This is a genomic window from Paenibacillus guangzhouensis (assembly GCF_009363075.1).
GTDB classification, from domain to species: domain Bacteria; phylum Bacillota; class Bacilli; order Paenibacillales; family Paenibacillaceae; genus Paenibacillus_K; species Paenibacillus_K guangzhouensis.
In genome coordinates this window covers 2,550,936-2,566,713 of record NZ_CP045293.1, presented here as the reverse complement: position 1 = coordinate 2,566,713, position 15,778 = coordinate 2,550,936, and the positions used below count along the sequence as shown (strand labels likewise).

At 47.5% G+C, this 15,778-nt stretch carries 16 protein-coding genes and 1 pseudogene; 12 read left to right on the top strand and 5 right to left on the bottom strand.

What is annotated here, in order from left to right; genetic code table 11:
* Nucleotides 1-43: 43 nt before the first annotated feature.
* Nucleotides 44-1,243 carry an MFS transporter gene (locus tag GCU39_RS11345; RefSeq protein ID WP_152393604.1) on the bottom strand — a complete coding sequence of 400 codons (1,200 nt, stop codon included), beginning with the start codon at nt 1,241-1,243 and terminating at the stop codon, nt 44-46.
* A gap of 289 nt (nt 1,244-1,532) precedes the next feature.
* On the opposite strand from GCU39_RS11345, the gene GCU39_RS11340 reads away from it, so the two are divergent.
* Both GCU39_RS11340 and GCU39_RS11335 read left to right on the top strand, forming a co-directional pair.
* Nucleotides 1,533-2,303, top strand: coding sequence for a DeoR/GlpR family DNA-binding transcription regulator (locus GCU39_RS11340; RefSeq protein ID WP_152397204.1), 771 nt, complete (start codon nt 1,533-1,535; stop codon nt 2,301-2,303).
* A gap of 99 nt (nt 2,304-2,402) precedes the next feature.
* Nucleotides 2,403-3,293, top strand: a complete 891-nt coding sequence (locus GCU39_RS11335) for a DMT family transporter (protein WP_227793547.1) — start codon at nt 2,403-2,405, stop codon at nt 3,291-3,293.
* Nucleotides 3,294-3,370: 77 nt separating this feature from the next.
* On the opposite strand, the gene tatA is transcribed toward GCU39_RS11335, so the two are convergent.
* From tatA to GCU39_RS11315, 4 genes are read right to left on the bottom strand one after another with little or no spacing between them, the layout of a single operon-like run.
* Entirely contained in the window at nt 3,371-3,568 is a 198-nt protein-coding gene (gene tatA, locus GCU39_RS11330) for a twin-arginine translocase TatA/TatE family subunit (RefSeq protein WP_152393603.1), read from the bottom strand.
* A gap of 24 nt (nt 3,569-3,592) precedes the next feature.
* Nucleotides 3,593-4,342, bottom strand: a complete 750-nt coding sequence (gene tatC / locus GCU39_RS11325; protein ID WP_407671664.1) for a twin-arginine translocase subunit TatC — start codon at nt 4,340-4,342, stop codon at nt 3,593-3,595.
* Nucleotides 4,343-4,350: 8 nt separating this feature from the next.
* Complete coding sequence (locus GCU39_RS11320) at nt 4,351-6,072, bottom strand: GMC family oxidoreductase (RefSeq protein WP_152393602.1); 1,722 nt, start codon at nt 6,070-6,072, stop codon at nt 4,351-4,353.
* Nucleotides 6,073-6,103: 31 nt separating this feature from the next.
* Nucleotides 6,104-6,880, bottom strand: coding sequence for a gluconate 2-dehydrogenase subunit 3 family protein (locus GCU39_RS11315; protein WP_152393601.1), 777 nt, complete (start codon nt 6,878-6,880; stop codon nt 6,104-6,106).
* 124 nt (nt 6,881-7,004) lie between these two features.
* Between GCU39_RS11315 and GCU39_RS11310 the strand changes: the two genes are divergently transcribed.
* The 10 genes and pseudogenes from GCU39_RS11310 (at nt 7,005) to GCU39_RS11270 (ending at nt 15,553) form a co-directional block, all read left to right on the top strand.
* Nucleotides 7,005-7,388 (top strand): c-type cytochrome, encoded by a 384-nt coding sequence (locus tag GCU39_RS11310; protein ID WP_227793546.1) that lies wholly within the window; start codon nt 7,005-7,007, stop codon nt 7,386-7,388.
* Nucleotides 7,389-7,622: 234 nt separating this feature from the next.
* The gene (locus GCU39_RS11305; protein ID WP_152393599.1) at nt 7,623-8,384 is read left to right on the top strand and encodes an ABC transporter ATP-binding protein; all 762 of its coding nucleotides are present in this window, start codon (nt 7,623-7,625) and stop codon (nt 8,382-8,384) included.
* Between the two features lie 18 nt (nt 8,385-8,402).
* Complete coding sequence (locus GCU39_RS11300; RefSeq protein WP_152393598.1) at nt 8,403-10,250, top strand: ABC transporter permease; 1,848 nt, start codon at nt 8,403-8,405, stop codon at nt 10,248-10,250.
* 197 nt (nt 10,251-10,447) lie between these two features.
* On the top strand, nt 10,448-11,209 hold the full coding sequence (locus tag GCU39_RS11295) for an ABC transporter ATP-binding protein (protein WP_152393597.1): 762 nt from the start codon (nt 10,448-10,450) through the stop codon (nt 11,207-11,209).
* 16 nt (nt 11,210-11,225) lie between these two features.
* A complete protein-coding gene (locus tag GCU39_RS11290) occupies nt 11,226-13,073 on the top strand; it encodes an ABC transporter permease (protein ID WP_152393596.1) in 1,848 nt (615 codons plus the stop codon).
* A gap of 147 nt (nt 13,074-13,220) precedes the next feature.
* Entirely contained in the window at nt 13,221-13,802 is a 582-nt protein-coding gene (locus GCU39_RS11285) for a TetR/AcrR family transcriptional regulator (protein ID WP_152393595.1), read from the top strand.
* 14 nt (nt 13,803-13,816) lie between these two features.
* Nucleotides 13,817-14,095 carry a hypothetical protein gene (locus GCU39_RS11280; RefSeq protein ID WP_152393594.1) on the top strand — a complete coding sequence of 93 codons (279 nt, stop codon included), beginning with the start codon at nt 13,817-13,819 and terminating at the stop codon, nt 14,093-14,095.
* Nucleotides 14,096-14,251: 156 nt separating this feature from the next.
* A pseudogene (locus GCU39_RS32525) lies at nt 14,252-14,458 on the top strand (class I SAM-dependent methyltransferase); the annotation flags it as partial.
* Nucleotides 14,459-14,460: 2 nt separating this feature from the next.
* Nucleotides 14,461-14,982, top strand: a complete 522-nt coding sequence (locus GCU39_RS31950) for a hypothetical protein (protein WP_227793545.1) — start codon at nt 14,461-14,463, stop codon at nt 14,980-14,982.
* Between the two features lie 34 nt (nt 14,983-15,016).
* The gene (locus tag GCU39_RS11270) at nt 15,017-15,553 is read left to right on the top strand and encodes a GNAT family N-acetyltransferase (protein WP_152393593.1); all 537 of its coding nucleotides are present in this window, start codon (nt 15,017-15,019) and stop codon (nt 15,551-15,553) included.
* Nucleotides 15,554-15,778: the final 225 nt, after the last annotated feature.

Genomic DNA, 15,778 nt, shown 5'->3' with positions numbered 1-15,778 from the left:
AAGACGTTCACCCTGAATATATGCCAGGGCAACGTCTTTGGAGTTATGCAAGCTTTTTGACGGCTTGTTGCTGTTTGCGGTCTTGGAGGCGGATGGTTAAGGCTGTCATTAAGAGAAGTAAGCCGTTTAAGACAAAAACATAGGGAATCGGAAGCCATCCGCCAAGCGCTCCGCCGATCATTGGACCTGCCATCGTGCCGAGCTGGTTCGCGGATTGGTTCAAGCTGAAGGCGCGTCCGCGAAAATCCGGTGTCGTCGCCTGCACGATAAGCGCATTGAGTGCAGGATAGACGGCGGCGAAGAAGAGCCCGTAGACGAACCGTAAAATGCCGAATCCTACAATATGGTGGAAGAAGATTTGAAGGAGATTCCCAATCCCGCCTCCGATTAGTCCGATCATCAATATTTTACGATACCCGTATTTGGCGCCAAGCTTACCCCATTGCGGCGCGGCGATCACGGTTGCGATCCCGACGGCGGAGAAAATGATGCCGGAGCTGAACGAGGCATCGCCATGCGTAATCCCCATATCGAGGACATATAGCGTGAGCAGGGGTTCAAGGATCATGACCGATCCACTGACGATCAACACCGTCATAAATTGATTCATGAGCGGACGGTTGCTTGCCGCTTGCTTCAGATCATCGAGCACATGCGAACGGGACCGGTTGCGATCGAATTTCTCTTCTTTAATTCCGATAAGCGCGATTAGCGCTGAGATAAGAACTACAATCGCGGAGAGGAAGAACGTCTCGCGATAACCGAAGAACCGGCTCATTGTTCCGCCAATCATCGGTCCGATAATGCTTCCAGCTGCGCTTGCGGTTGCCATAATTCCTAAGGCATGGCCGACATGCTTCTCCGGCGTGTTGGTTCCGACGAGCGCAATCGCTGCGGGTACATATCCTGCGAGAAGTCCTGATAGAATGCGGACTGCAATCAGCTGATAAGGATTCTGTACGAGCGCGGTTAAGACGTAAATGCCGGCAAGTGCGAAGCCAGAGCGGAGCAGCATCGGCTTCCGGCCGTATTTGTCTGCTAGCGATCCCCAGTACGGGGCGATCATGGCGCTTGCGAGGAACGTAATGCCGAAAGCAATGCCTGACCATAAAGAGAGATTCGTTGTCACATGGAGGTCACTGCTGATAAAAAGGGATAGAAAAGGGACTGACATGGAGAACGCGGTACTGCAGAAGAAAACGCCAGCCCAGAGCACATAGAGATTTTTTTTCCAAGAATCCATGGGGTTCACATCCTGTTCTGCAATTTTGTCACGATCAATTTTGAAACTTAATTGTACCATGAATATAAATACAGGGATTTGTATTCAACCTTGAAATAAGCGCATATCAGAGCAAAAATCGGAACGAGGGGGGACTAGGTGGTGCTAACCCAGCTTTTTCAGAAAATTAAGGCAGAAAAGTGATGGATACGCCAGTACGTTTCTTTTTGGGCAGCGGTCGTATATACTGAAGGAATGAGTGTTTGGGGTTGTCCTTCGATATTCGAAGAAGAAGAAAGGAGAGGAAATGATGTTCGTAGAAGAAAGACATCAAGCCATATTACAGAAGCTGCAGCAGGAGAAATCTGTTCGAGCTTCGGATTTGATTCAGATTTTTCAGGTGTCCTTCGAGACGATTCGCAGAGATTTGGAATTCCTAGAGAGTGAAGGGGTTCTAAGAAGGGTTCATGGTGGTGCGATTCTGACTGAAATGGACTACAGCCGTGAAATTCCTCGGACACTGCGAGAGAATACCTACCTGGAAGAGAAGAATGAACTCGCGGAGATTGCTGCGTCCTTCGTCGAAGAAGGCCAATCCATTGCATTAGATGTGAGTACAACGAATAATCATTTTGCGCAAGTGCTCAAGCGGAAATTCGATCGGTTAACCATTATTACGAATTCCCTCCCGATCGCGCATGACCTGATGTCGAAGCCGAACTATACGATCATTCTGATCGGAGGCGTTATTCGAAATTCTGAACAAGGTACCATCGGAGATCTAGCGCAGGAGTTCGCGAGCCGGTTCCATGCAGATTTATTCTTTATGAGTATGAGCGGCGTGACTTTAACCGAGGGCATAACAGATTACGGGATAGCGGAAATACAGATCAAGAAAATCATGCACCAGAATGCGAAACGCACCTTCGCACTGGCAGATAGCAGTAAATTCGATGCGGTCTCTTTAATCAAAGTCTGCGGTGCAACAGAAGTCGAGCGATTTATTACAGACTCTCATGTTTCGGAGGAGATCGTTCAGAAGTACAAAGAGCATGGCATAGAAATTACGTATCAACTGTAAATTCAACAACCCTGACACGTGAGGTGTTAGGGTTTTTTATGTTATACACAAAAATACAAATATTAATATTGTGTTTATGTGTGTTTGTGTGTTATTGTGTTGATACAACATTCAGAAGAAGTGAAGGTGGAACAGGTGGTCGTAATCTCCTTGATCCTCGTCCTTTGCTCGGGGATGGCTCACGCCGTATGGAATTTATTCACGAAGCAAAGTCAGGATAAGAGTGTATTTTTATGGTTAATATTCATTCCTGTAACCGTCGTCTTATTACCCACGCTTATTGTGGAACTGGCATCGAAATCATTTCCGGTCGTTGCCTTTGTATGGATGGGGCTATCGATGGTGATGCAAGGAATATATGCAACCTTGTTGTCTCGAACGTATCAGATGGGGGATTTGTCCCAAGTGTATCCGGTCATGCGCGGAACAGCGACGTTGCTGATACCCCTATTAGGTGTCCTTGTATTCGGTGAATCGTTAGCGTCTTGGGCATGGATCGGTATAATATGCATGTTAATCGGTTTCTTTCTAATGAGCGGTTGGTCGTGGAAGAAGAACGCGTTGCCTTCTTCGTACAAACCATGGTTATATGCGCTATCCGTAGGATTGTGTGTCACAAGTTATACGTTGATTGATAAACAGAACTTATTATACTTATCTCCATTAAGTCTACTGGCTCTGTCGAATATCGGATTCATTCTTGGTCTGACACCAAGCGTCATCAAATCCAGACGGGTGAAGAACGTGCTTCGGTCTAACCGGATGACGTTCGTCATCGGATCCATCCTCTCGCCAGGCTCATACTTATTGTTCTTGTTCGCGATGCAGCATGTCGAGGTGTCCTACATTTCGCCGCTGCGTGAAGTAGGTATCGTGTTCGGTACTGTGTTAGGTATTCTTGTATTGAAAGAGAAGAGCGGTATGCGAAGAATTGCGGCAGCGTGCAGTGTCGTAGCGGGGATTCTGTTGATCGCCTTCTCGGGTTTATAATCGAATTCACTGAAAAAGGAAGCTTCCACATGCTAAGTGGTTAGCTTCCTTTTTTGTCTTGACGTTATCGATCCGACTTATTTCTCAGCAATTTGCTTCGGCTGCGTATTTTCTGCATGATCTTCTTCTTCAACCATACCTCGGGTTGAGTTGCGAAATTCACGCAGTGTATCCCCGAATGCTCGTCCAAGCTGCGGCAGCTTGGATGGTCCGAAGAGAATAAGCGCGATCGCCAGAATAATAATCAATCCGGATACTCCGATGTTATTGAACATGTAACTTCATCCTTTCTCATGCTTTCATGGTTCAGTTCTTGTCTGCATATGGCGCCATTGTCGACTCGAAATATAGATGCTAATCTCGAACAGCAGGATTAGAGGGATCGTAACAGACAGATGGGAAATGAAATCCGGCGGCGAAATGCATGAGCCGAATATCGCAAGTCCCAAGTAAGCATATTTTCGTGTCATTTTGAGACGGTCCGGTGTCAATAATCCGATTCGGGTTAGGAATAAGATGATCACTGGCAACTCAAAGGCGGCAGCTAAGGGAATGACCAAGTCGAACAGAAAGGAAAAGTATCGGTCAATACCATAGGTTTCTATCGCACCAATCGTGTGATTCATTCGCTTCATGAATCGCAGCATCATCGGGAAGACAACGTAATAACTGAAGGATAACCCTGTCAAGAACAACAGGAATGCCACCGGTATGTAGGGGAAGGCGCTGGATGCTTCCTCGTCGGTTAACCCCGGTCTCGCGAATGCCCACAACTGATAGAGCATGACAGGCACAGTGAACAATAATGCGAATAATAGAGCGCACTTCATATAGATCAACAGCCCGTCCGTGAAGGAGAATACATTCCAAGCGATTGGCTCCGCCAGCGGCTGCGACTTCAAGTACAGCAAGATCGCGGGAGCGACATAGAGCCCTGCACTAAAGGTCATGATGAACCAAATGGCTACGATGATTAACCGTTTGCGCGCTTCCGCAAAATGAAATACCCAGTTGTCCTGTTCCATCTGAAGCCCTCCGCTTCTAACCATGGTGTTAATTAAACAACCATGCCGCCTGATTTCAAATATTTAGCTATTCCATCCACGGCCCGGTAAGCTAATGCCCCGACGGTCCCCGTTGGATTGTATCCGCTATTATGCGGGAATGCTGAAGCGCCGACGACGAATACATTCTCTGCATCCCACATTTGAAGATAGGAATTGACAACCGACGTCGAAGGATCAGCTCCCATAATCGCACCGCCCGTATTGTGCGTGGATTGATACGGAACGATATTGTACGGACCAAGCTTGTTCGACACGCCGATCGATGTCGGATTCATTTCCTTCATGATTTCTTCCGTCTTCGAAGCCATGAACTTGATCATTTCACGGTCTTGATCTTCGAAATCGAACGTAATGCGCATAAGTGGTAATCCATAGGCATCCTTAAAGGTTGGATCCAGGTCCAAATAATGATGCTGCCATGGGAGACTAGAGCCTTGCGGTGATACGGTTAAGGTGTTGTTCGCATATTTCAGGGATTGTTTCTTAAATTCTGCTCCCCATGTCGGCGTCCCTTTCGGAACGGGATTCGTCGCGATCGGACGTTGCCCAGTCTGCGAGATGCGAATGCCTGCGCCGTGCAGGAAGTTGAGGTTCGTATGGTCGAAGTTGTCTCCATTGAAATCCGGAATCTCCATTCCAAGCGAACCTGCGCCTGCGTAAAGGTTGAATTCTTTATCATCAAAGAAGCCTGTTGCCGAACCGCCATTTGTCTGATAGCAATAGTTTTTGCCGACGACACCTTTTCCTGTTTTCGGATCGTATGGTTTTCCTAATTTGGATGTCAGGAGTAGACGTACATTATTAAATACATAGCTCGCGAGAATGACGACATCCGCAGGCTGTTCGTACCGTTCTCCCGTTACGGTGTTGACATAGACGACGCCGGAAGCTTTTTTGCCGTCATGCAGCACTTCGACGACGTTGGAATAAGGTCTGAGTTCGAAATTACCCGTTTTATTCGCCACAGGGAGGACGGTTACGACAGGATCCGCTTTTGCGCCATATTCACATCCGAACCGCTCGCAGTATCCGCAATATTGGCACGCGGCACGCGTAATCCCGTCTGGATTCGTGTATTGCTCAGATAGGTTGGCCGACGGCATCATGTACGGATGGTAGCCGAGTTTTTTTGTTGCGTCCTCGAACATTTTCAGGATCGGGGTTTTCAGCATCGGTTTGGTTGGGAAAGGCTTGGAACGCTTGCCTACCATAGGTGTTTGTTCCTGTTCACCCGAGATTCCCGCTACTTCTTCGAACTTGTAGAAATACGGTTCAAGCTCGTCATATGTAATACCCCAGTCTTGGAGCAGCATCCCGTCGGGGATCTTCTTCTTACCATACCGTTCGACGGTCTTGCTGTGGATCTCGAAGTCGTACGGGAGGAAACGGAAGGTCTGTCCATTCCAATGAATACCCGAACCGCCGAGTCCTTCGCCGAGCAGGAAGGAGCCGTAAGAACGCATTGGCAGCGCGGTCATTTTACTGGTATTGCGGAAGGTAATCGTCTCTTTGGACAGATCTTGCATCAGGTCATAGCGCATAGCGTAACGCAATTCATCGTGCACCATGTAGTAATCTTCCGTTGCGCGCGGCTTTCCGCGTTCGAGCCCGACGACCTTCACGCCTTGTTTGGATAATTCAGCGGCGATTATGCCTCCGAGCCAACCCATCCCGACGATCACGACAGGGACTTTTGGCATTTTTGTTGCCATGTTAGGCACCTTCTTTCTAGCTTAGTAGGGACTAATGTGCGATGTGGTCGCGAAGACTCATCGGTTCCATGGTGACGAATTCTGCTTTCTCCATAATATTGGTATAACTCATCTGGTTGCCCGGATATTTACGCATTTTCCAGCCCTGCATGTTCTTGTTGCCGCCATACAGCGGATCAGCATATACACCCTCTAACGTAAGGGTCCGTAATAGATTGAAGAAGCTGGTACCTGTTATTCCGTTGATGACTTCTATATCGCCCTTCTCCAGTAGTGTTAGAATGGCATCCTTCTGATCATCCGCGAGGTCAGGGAACTTATTGTTGTATTTCTTCATGCTCGCGTCCTGAATGGCGATGAGGCCGAGGTTGAACACTTCAGTGCGGTGAATGCTCTGATAATCACCTTGCGTCGCCTCGCCTTTGACGTACGGACCTGTTCGATATTCGCGGCCATTGATTCCCCAAGGGCTGGCTAGTTGGTGATCAATATAGTAAGCAACGCCGAGCTCGGCCGCCCCTGGTCCCAGATCATCTTTGGGGAAGATGCGTTCCACCGCTGCTTGCGTAATTTGGAGCTGACTCTGTGTGAAATACATGGTTGCTTGGTTGTAATCAGCTACGGCAGCTGCTTGACCACCTGGTGTGGTAGGCGTAGGTGCGGGAGCAGGGGCTTTTTTCTTGAACCCGCCTGCAATGGCTCCACCGATAACGCCGCCAATGACAGCACCGCTGATGGCTGCGCCTGAATATTTAAGGAATTGTCGTCTGGACCGATCTGGTGGCTGATGATTGTGTTGTTCTGCCAATGTTGTACCTCCTCTTACGAATCTGGACAATTTATGCAATTGTATTTTGTTCCAATTGGAATTTCTTATACATGAAATGTGAAAAGAAGGGGCATGGTATTCGTAGCAAAGTCATTTTTTGAGCATGATTGAGAGGAAGGTCATCAATTTGAAAAGAACAGCTGCGATACTTTTTTCATGTATGATCATCATCAGCTTATCCGCATGCGGAGGTGCAACGAGTAAGGCGCCGGAGACGAACAAAGAAGGTGCAGGTGCAGGCACTGGGACAACAACAACGACGAAGGTGGATGCAGAAGCGGTATTCAAAGCAAATTGTGTAAGCTGTCATGGAAATAATCTTGAGGGTGCCGTAGGCCCTAACCTTCAAAAAGTTGGCGGTAAATTATCTAAAGGCGATATCGATGCGGTTGTCACGAATGGACGCGGTGGGATGCCAAGCTTCAAAGGACAGTTATCGAGTGAGGAAATTGCCGGCATTGCGGATTGGTTATCGACAAAGAAATAAGCGAGAGCATAAAATGCAGTCTGTTCTTCGATGAACGGCTGCATTTTTTTGTACTTCTAGGCATCTCTCTTACAAGAGGATGCCTTTTTCTGATGAAGTCTTACAACAATGTAAGATAGATGTAATCTGAATCGATGGGCGATTAGGCGTGAATCCGGTAAATTCTAGTAAGAAAACAAAACATCGTCTCATATGCGGCCTAAGCGGCTGCATATCACGTATAGGAGGATATCTATGAGAACGCCAGTCGTTGAAGTAAACAATGTGAAGAAAGTATATGGAAAAGCTGGGGAGAACCAATCTTATGCGCTAAATGGCGTGTCATTCACGATCCATGAAGGCGAGTTCGTCGGCATCATGGGGCCATCGGGCTCTGGTAAAACAACGCTCCTGAATGTTATCTCCACCCTTGATCAAGCCTCGGGAGGGACGGTCCGTATCGCGGGCAGTGATATTACGAAGCTGAAGCAAGGAGCTCTATCGGATTTTCGCTCACAGAAGCTCGGCTTTATCTTTCAAGACTTTAATCTATTAGAGAACTTAACCATCTATGAAAATATTGCATTGCCGTTATCTCTTCAAGGTGTGCCATCACGTCAAATCGGACCGAAAGTGCAGAAGGTTGCTGACACGCTGGGGATTTCCGAGATTCTACATAAGAATCCGGCAGAAGTATCCGGGGGTCAGAAGCAGCGCTGTGCAGCAGCACGAGCACTTGTTCATGAGCCGGCGATTATTCTCGGAGATGAGCCGACAGGGGCGCTAGATTCGAAGAATGCGACAAGCTTGCTCACGGCCATGACGAACCTCAATCAGCAGCATGGTGTATCCATTATGATGGTAACCCATGATGCATACAGCGCCAGTTATTGCGAGCGAATCTTGTTCATACAGGACGGGGAGCTCTACAAGGAAATTCGCCGTCAATCCACCCGCGAAGATTTCTATAGAGAAATTCTCGATGTGCTCGCAGATTTAGGGACGACGAAGGCGTAGAAGGGGGGATTATTGATCATGTTATTCAAACTATCGATGTCAGGACTGCGCAGCAAGTATAAAGATTATATCGTTCTGCTTGCGGGTCTCGTGATGTCTATCTCGATTTTTTATATGTTCCAGACGCTCGCGATGAACAATGCATTTCTCGAAGCAAACGCCATGATCGGTCCGATTCAGTTCGTCTTCTACGCGGGTTCGGTGCTGCTCTCAATCGTTACTTTCTTCTACATTCTCTATGCGAATTCATTCCTGCTCTCGCTTCGGCAAAAAGAATTCGGGATGTATATGACACTCGGGGCTCGTAAGAGCAAGATTACGCGGCTCATGTTCATGGAAACGGTCGTTATTGGACTCATCTCGCTTGTCATCGGGGTTACGGTGGGGATTGGTCTCGCGCAAGTGGTCGGGTCCATGCTCATGAAAGAGCTAGAGTTTAGTTCGGATGGTTACCATGCGTTCTATCTCCCGTCCTTGATTGTGACAGCGATTTTCTTTGCAATATTATCTCTGATCTCAGGGATCATGAATACGTTCAAAATGTTACGTGTTACGGTCTTGCAGCTCGTACATGCAGATGCACAGACGGATAAAATTGCGAAACGCGGCAAGAAAACCGTATTTGCAGCCATCTTATCCATCATTCTATTACTCATCGGGTATGCATCCATGATCATGATGTCCTATCTGCAGCAATTAGGGATCATTCTCGCGCTCATTACGATTACGTCCGGCACGTATCTGCTCTTCATGACGTTCTTGCCGCTGATCATCCATGGCATGAAACGCAACAAGAAGCGCACGGAGAAAGGACTTAATGCGTTTACTTATGCGCAGCTCAACTTCCGCATCAATTCTTTAACGAAAGTGCTTGCGACGGTCACGATGCTGATTGCACTATCTGCCGGAGCGATTACTGCGGGAATGTCGTTCAAGAATAACGTAATGATTATGGTCGATGGCGCTGATTATTATGATGTGACGATTCATAATCCGACGAAGGCCGAGAAGGAGTTGCTAGATAGCATTCCCTTTACGGAACAGAAGGAATATCGCTACAAAATGAGTGACAAAGGGATCTTCTATTTGAAAGACGATCTGATGAATCAGCCGCCGCGCATTATGATCAGATCAAGCAAAGAGGATTTCGGTAAAACCAAGATTCCAGCTGGAGATCTCCCGGTCGGAGCAGGTATTCGTGGAGAGAAGGAAGAGAGTCGTGGTCCTGCCATGCCGGCCGACTGGCGTGACGCGCTGGAACTGATCCAACCGTATTATGTCTACAAAGGCGAACGTGTGACGATCGCGGATCAGAAAATGTATGATGGAATCGAGGGGAAAGAGGGGCTCGTCCTGCTCGGTAAATCGGATCAGTTCGATGATCATTTATCGACTTGGAAGCAGATTGATGAACTGCAGAAGGGGAAATTGAAGCTTGCTGCAGATCAGTATATCAATACGAAATATAGTAACTACACCAGCTTCAGAAGCTTCTCGGCAGGAACGGTCTATATGGGCTTCTTCTTAGGGATTGCGTTTCTCGCGATGATGGCGAGCTGCCTCATGTTCAAGATCCTGACAGGCGCCTCGAAGGACATCCATCGGTATGAGATGCTGCGTAAGATCGGAGTTCGACGTGAACTGCTTATGAAATCGATGTACAAAGAATTGTTCTATGTCTTCCTCTTCCCGGCCATTATCGGGATTATCCATGTGCTGATCGGGATGGAGATGTTCTCCTTTATCCTTGTGCATCCGTATTACAAAGTATGGCTGCCGATCTTGATCTTCCTCGTGATCTATGCCGTCTACTATTTCGTTACCGTACAACTCTATCGTGGCATTGTGATGCCGCGTAAGAAATAGATTAATGACGCATCGAGATTGCGCATCTCTCCATGATGGAGGGGTGCGCTATTTGATTGTCGTCTTACAACAATGTAAGACAGATGTCATCAGAATCGATGCGTGTTTGTGCGGTGCTGATGTTATTTTTAATGACAGAACATATTACATCGTTTGATATTTGACCGTGATCGGTTATATCGTATAGGAGGTTTCAAATGAGAACACCAGTAGTTGAAGTAAGCCAAGTGAAGAAAGTATACGGCAAAGCCGGAGAAAATCAATCTTACGCACTGAATGGCGTGTCCTTTACGATCCATGAAGGTGAGTTCGTGGGCATTATGGGGCCTTCGGGTTCGGGCAAAACAACGCTCTTGAACGTCATTTCCACCTTGGATCATGCGACAGAAGGGATGGTTCGTATCGCGGGCAGCGATATTACGAAGCTGAAGCAAGGGGCGTTATCGGATTTTCGCTCACAGAAGCTCGGCTTTATTTTTCAAGACTTCAATCTCTTAGAGAACTTAACCATCTATGAAAATATTGCATTGCCGTTATCCCTACAAGGCGTGCCGTCGCGACAAATCGGGCCGAAGGTCGAGAAGGTAGCGGAGACGCTAGGCATTTCGGAGATTCTGCATAAGAATCCTGCCGAAGTATCTGGGGGACAGAAGCAGCGTTGTGCGGCAGCCCGTGCACTCGTGCATGAACCAGCGATCATCCTCGGTGACGAGCCGACGGGTGCCTTGGATTCGAAGAATGCGACAAGTCTCCTAACCGCGATGACGAATCTGAATCGAGAACACGGCGTATCGATTATGATGGTAACCCATGATGCTTATAGCGCAAGCTACTGCGAACGGATTTTATTCATTCAGGATGGCGTGTTGTATAAGGAAATTCGCCGTCAGTTCTCCCGGGAAGACTTCTATCGCGAAATTCTTGACGTCCTTGCGGATTTAGGGACTACGAAGGTTTAGGGGAGGAGGCACACGTATGTTATTCAAATTATCCATGTCCGGGTTACGCAGTAAGTTCAAGGATTATATCGTCTTGCTCGCGGGTCTTGTGATGTCGATCTCGATCTTCTATATGTTCGAGACGCTCGCGATGAATAAACAATTTTTGCTAGCCAATTCCATGATCAAATCAATTATGTTCGTCTTCCAGGCGGGATCGGTGCTCTTATCTATCGTTACGTTCTTCTATATTCTCTATGCGAATTCATTCCTGCTGTCGCTCAGACAGAAAGAATTCGGGATGTACATGATGCTCGGCGCACGTAAGAACAAAATTATGCGACTCATGTTCATCGAGACGATTGTGATCGGACTCATCTCCCTTGTCATCGGAATCGCTGTTGGTGTTGGTCTTGCTCAAGGCATCGGGTTGCTCCTGATGAAAGAACTGGATCTCGGCTCCGAAGGGTATTATGCCTTCTACATGCCGTCGCTCCTCATAACCGGGATCTTTTTCCTCGCGTTATTCGTCGTCTCTGCGATATTAAACACAGTCAAGATGATGCGCGTAACGGTCCTTCAACTGATTCATGCAGAGGCACAAACCGATCGTGTCGTAACGAAAGGCAAGAAGCGAGTCTTCTCTGCGGTTCTATCCATCATTTTGTTGTTGATCGGTTATGCGTCCATGATTAATATGGAGAGGCTTCGTGAAAATGGTATCATTATCGCACTGATCACAGTCACTTCGGGGACGTATCTTTTATTTATCACGTTCCTGCCACTTATTATTGCTGGAATGAAGCGGAACAAGAAGCGGACGGAGAAGGGGCTTAATGCCTTCACCTATGCACAGCTTAATTTCCGTGTTCGCTCGCTCACGAAAGTCCTGGCAACCGTTACAATGCTGATCGCACTATCGGCGGGAGCAATCTCCGCTGGTATGGCATTCAAGAACAATGTCGCGATTATGGTCGAAGGTACTTCATATTACGATCTGACACTTCATAATCCTACGGAACAGGAGCAAGCCATTCTTGCGAAAATTCCATTAGATGTGCAGCAATCCTATCATTACAAGAAGAATGAGAAGGCGATTTATTACGCAAAGGATGAATTAGTGAAGAACCCGCCTCGTATCCCTGTCTTTGGAGATCGTAAGGAATATGGCAAGACGCAGTTCCCGATTGCAGAGCTTCCTACGGGATCGGAAGTTCGTGGAGATGTAGTGAATGAGAAAGCTCCCTCAATGCCATTCGAATGGCTTCGGGCGATGGAAATTGTTCAGCCCTACTTTGTGTATCAAGATCAAAGGGTCATCATCGCAGATCAGAAGACATATGATCGCATCCCAGGCGAAGAAGGCGTAGCACTCCTCGTGAAATCGAATCAGTTCGAATCGCACTTGACCGAATGGAAACAGCTAGATGCGCTGCAACGCAGCAAATATCGGATCGCGCCGGATGGGTACATGAGTTCGAAGTACAGCAATTATATCGCATCCAAAGCTATGTCGTCCGGTACCGAATACATGGGCTTCTTCCTCGGCATCGCGTTCCTTGCTATGATGGCCAGCTGCCTCATGTTCAAGATTCTTACGGGGGCAGCCAAAGATACGCATCGCTATGAGATGCTCCGCAAGATTGGCGTACGCCGTCAATTATTGATGAGGTCGATGTACAAAGAGTTATTCATGGTCTTCTTGTTCCCGGCCGCGATCGGCATGGTTCACGTGTTGATCGGGATGAACATTTTCTCCTTTATTCTCGTGGATCCATACTTTAAAGTATGGCTGCCGATCGCCATTTTCCTCATGATCTATGCTGTTTATTATTTCATAACAGTTCAACTCTATCGCGGCATTGTTTTGCCTCGTCAGCAATAGAGTGGCACATGAATCCTCCTGCGTATGCGGGAGGTTTTTTTGATATGGTTTTCCCCTGATCACGAGTTGACAGGATGGAGAAATTTTCAATATAATTACTATATGACTATAATATATTTTTAAGTCATATGTTGTGTGAGAGGTGTCATGATGGCGAGAGGTTTTACGGAAGAGGAGAAACAAGCCATACAGGCGAAGTTGATTTTAGCCTGTGAACAGAGCTGGGCTCTTAACGGATATAAGCGAACGAACATTGACGAGCTGTGTGCCAAAGCGGGTATTTCCAAGGGTGCCTTCTATTTGTTCTACGAATCGAAGGAAATATTGTTCTGCGATGTGTTGGATGTGATTCAGGCGAGACTGCTTGCATTGGTTCAATCAACGATCTCGAATACACCGACAAAGGAGGAGATTGGTCGCGTATTGAAGCTCATTTACCGTGAGTACGAGAAGACAAATATCATTACGCAGCGGAACAGTCCAGAGTTTGTTGCCTTTTTGAACCGAGCGCCGAGCGAATGGGTCGCGTCGAGTCAGATGATCAGCGATCACTTTATGGTGGATACATTATTCAATGCCAATCTGACGTTGAAGATAGATCAGGCAAAGGCTGTTGGTATATTCAACGGACTGCTGTCGCTGATTTTGAACAAGGATATCCTAGGTTATGATCATTTTGAAGTGTTCAGCTTCCTGTTGGATAGCGCGCTGGACGACATTTATGTGTGAACGGAGGGTAGAGCATGAAACGTCATAATGAGAAGCTATTGAAGATGTCTCAAAAATTATCGGAAGACACGCTGCGTAAATCCAATGCAACGGTTGAGCGGCTGACCCATTTGCCACCAAGTATTTTAAAAGTTGGGTATCGGGTGGGCGCAACACTTGGAGTCATACTGATCGGTGTTGGGGTGTTAGGTTTGCTGATTGGTAGCACGGGATGGGGGCTGAGCGGCGTATTCGCGGGGGCGATAACGATTGTATCCAATATGATTGCGATGCGTCGATCTAGACATTCATGATCGGAAGAGAGCGACAGTTGTCGCTCTTTTTTTTCTGCGAAGGAAACGGCCGTTATTGCATATAAGATGGTATAATATAACAAAATTTCTTGTGTTAGGTGATGCGAATGACAAGTCAATTCGGTAAGGTGTCTTTATGCGAAATACCGTGATTCACTGCCGCAGGAGATTTACGACCAGATTGCGGCGTTAGGCATCGTTTGGGGAGGACGGCAAGTCATTGAACTTGGTTCGGGGACAGGCATAATTAGCCGAGATTTAGCAAGGCTTGGCGCATATGTCACGGGAGTTGAACCTTCTCCGCAGATGATTGAACAAGCGGAGAGCGCGGTCTTGGCGAGTGGATCAGGTTCCGTGCGTTATGTATGTGTGCGGCAGAATCCTTTGAAGTGGGCACACAGGTACCGATCATTATGGCTGTGCGTGCCTGGCATTGGTTCGATCGGGAGAGAACGCTTCAGCGCGTTGATCAATTCCTTGAGGATAACGGTGCGCTGATCATTTTGAATTCCGTTTTTCGTTCGGATTCGGATATTGCACAATTAACGTTTGAGGTGCTGCAGACGCAAGGAATCGCGTTGAATCCGGTAGGAAGTTATTCTAGTTCCAAGCTGAGGCGGAACGGATTTCCTGCGGGTTGGTTCGAAGAGTGGGATCAGCATCATCTAGACGTGATTGGGGAGTGGCAATACGACTATCGATTGCCATACGACCATGACGCTTGGTGCGGCAAAATTCGATCGGTATCTTGGCTCGCGGATGTGACGGAAGGGGAGCGAATCCGTATCACGGAGGTATTGAGGCAGAGGTTACAAGGGCACCCAGCCATGCTCGATGTTCCACATCAAGCATCTGTCGTCGTGTTGCGCCGCAGGAGGTTGGGTTGAAGATGTAAAAATTAATTAGAAAGAGGCGTATATCATGCAGCTTGAGACGAATAGATTAATTCTTCGCGAATTTGTGCAAGAAGATTGGGAGCAGGTTCACCAGTATGCTTCAGATCCTGGCGTGGCGACGTTTATGATCTGGGGACCGAATACCATCGAAGAGACGAAAGCCTATATGGAATATGCAATCGGAATGCAGGAGCAGCAAGAACGTACTGGGTACGAGCTGGCTGTCGTGCTGCGGGATACGAATCAATTGATTGGGGGATGCGGCATACACATCGAAGGCCGTAATGCGGAGATCGGATACTGCTTCAATCCAGCGCATTGGGGGCATGGGTATGCGACAGAAGCAGCTCAGGCATTGTTAGCTTTTGGGTTTCAGGAGAAAGGCGTTCACCGTGTATATGCGACCTGTCGGCCTGGCAATACGTCTTCAGCGAATGTCATGCGAAGGCTGGGCATGCAGCAGGAAGGGCATTTACGGGAGCACATGTATCATAAAGGCAAATATCACGATTCTTACCTATTCTCGATTTTATCGTCGGATGCTGCTGCAAAGCTTCCATGAAAAGAAACATGTTGACAGGTTAGGTTGGCATAGAGTGGAGAGAAGGAAAGGTGTGGATAGTTCATCAGGATATAATCCATAGATTGCGTCCAGAGCTGATGCCTGAATGGACGTGAAAGGGATTCCATCGGATGAAGTTAACGATGTTCCTATTCCGACTGTGGACGGCCATCTCAGCATAGCCGACTTTATCGACTGGGGCGATCAACCACGGCAATGAAAAGG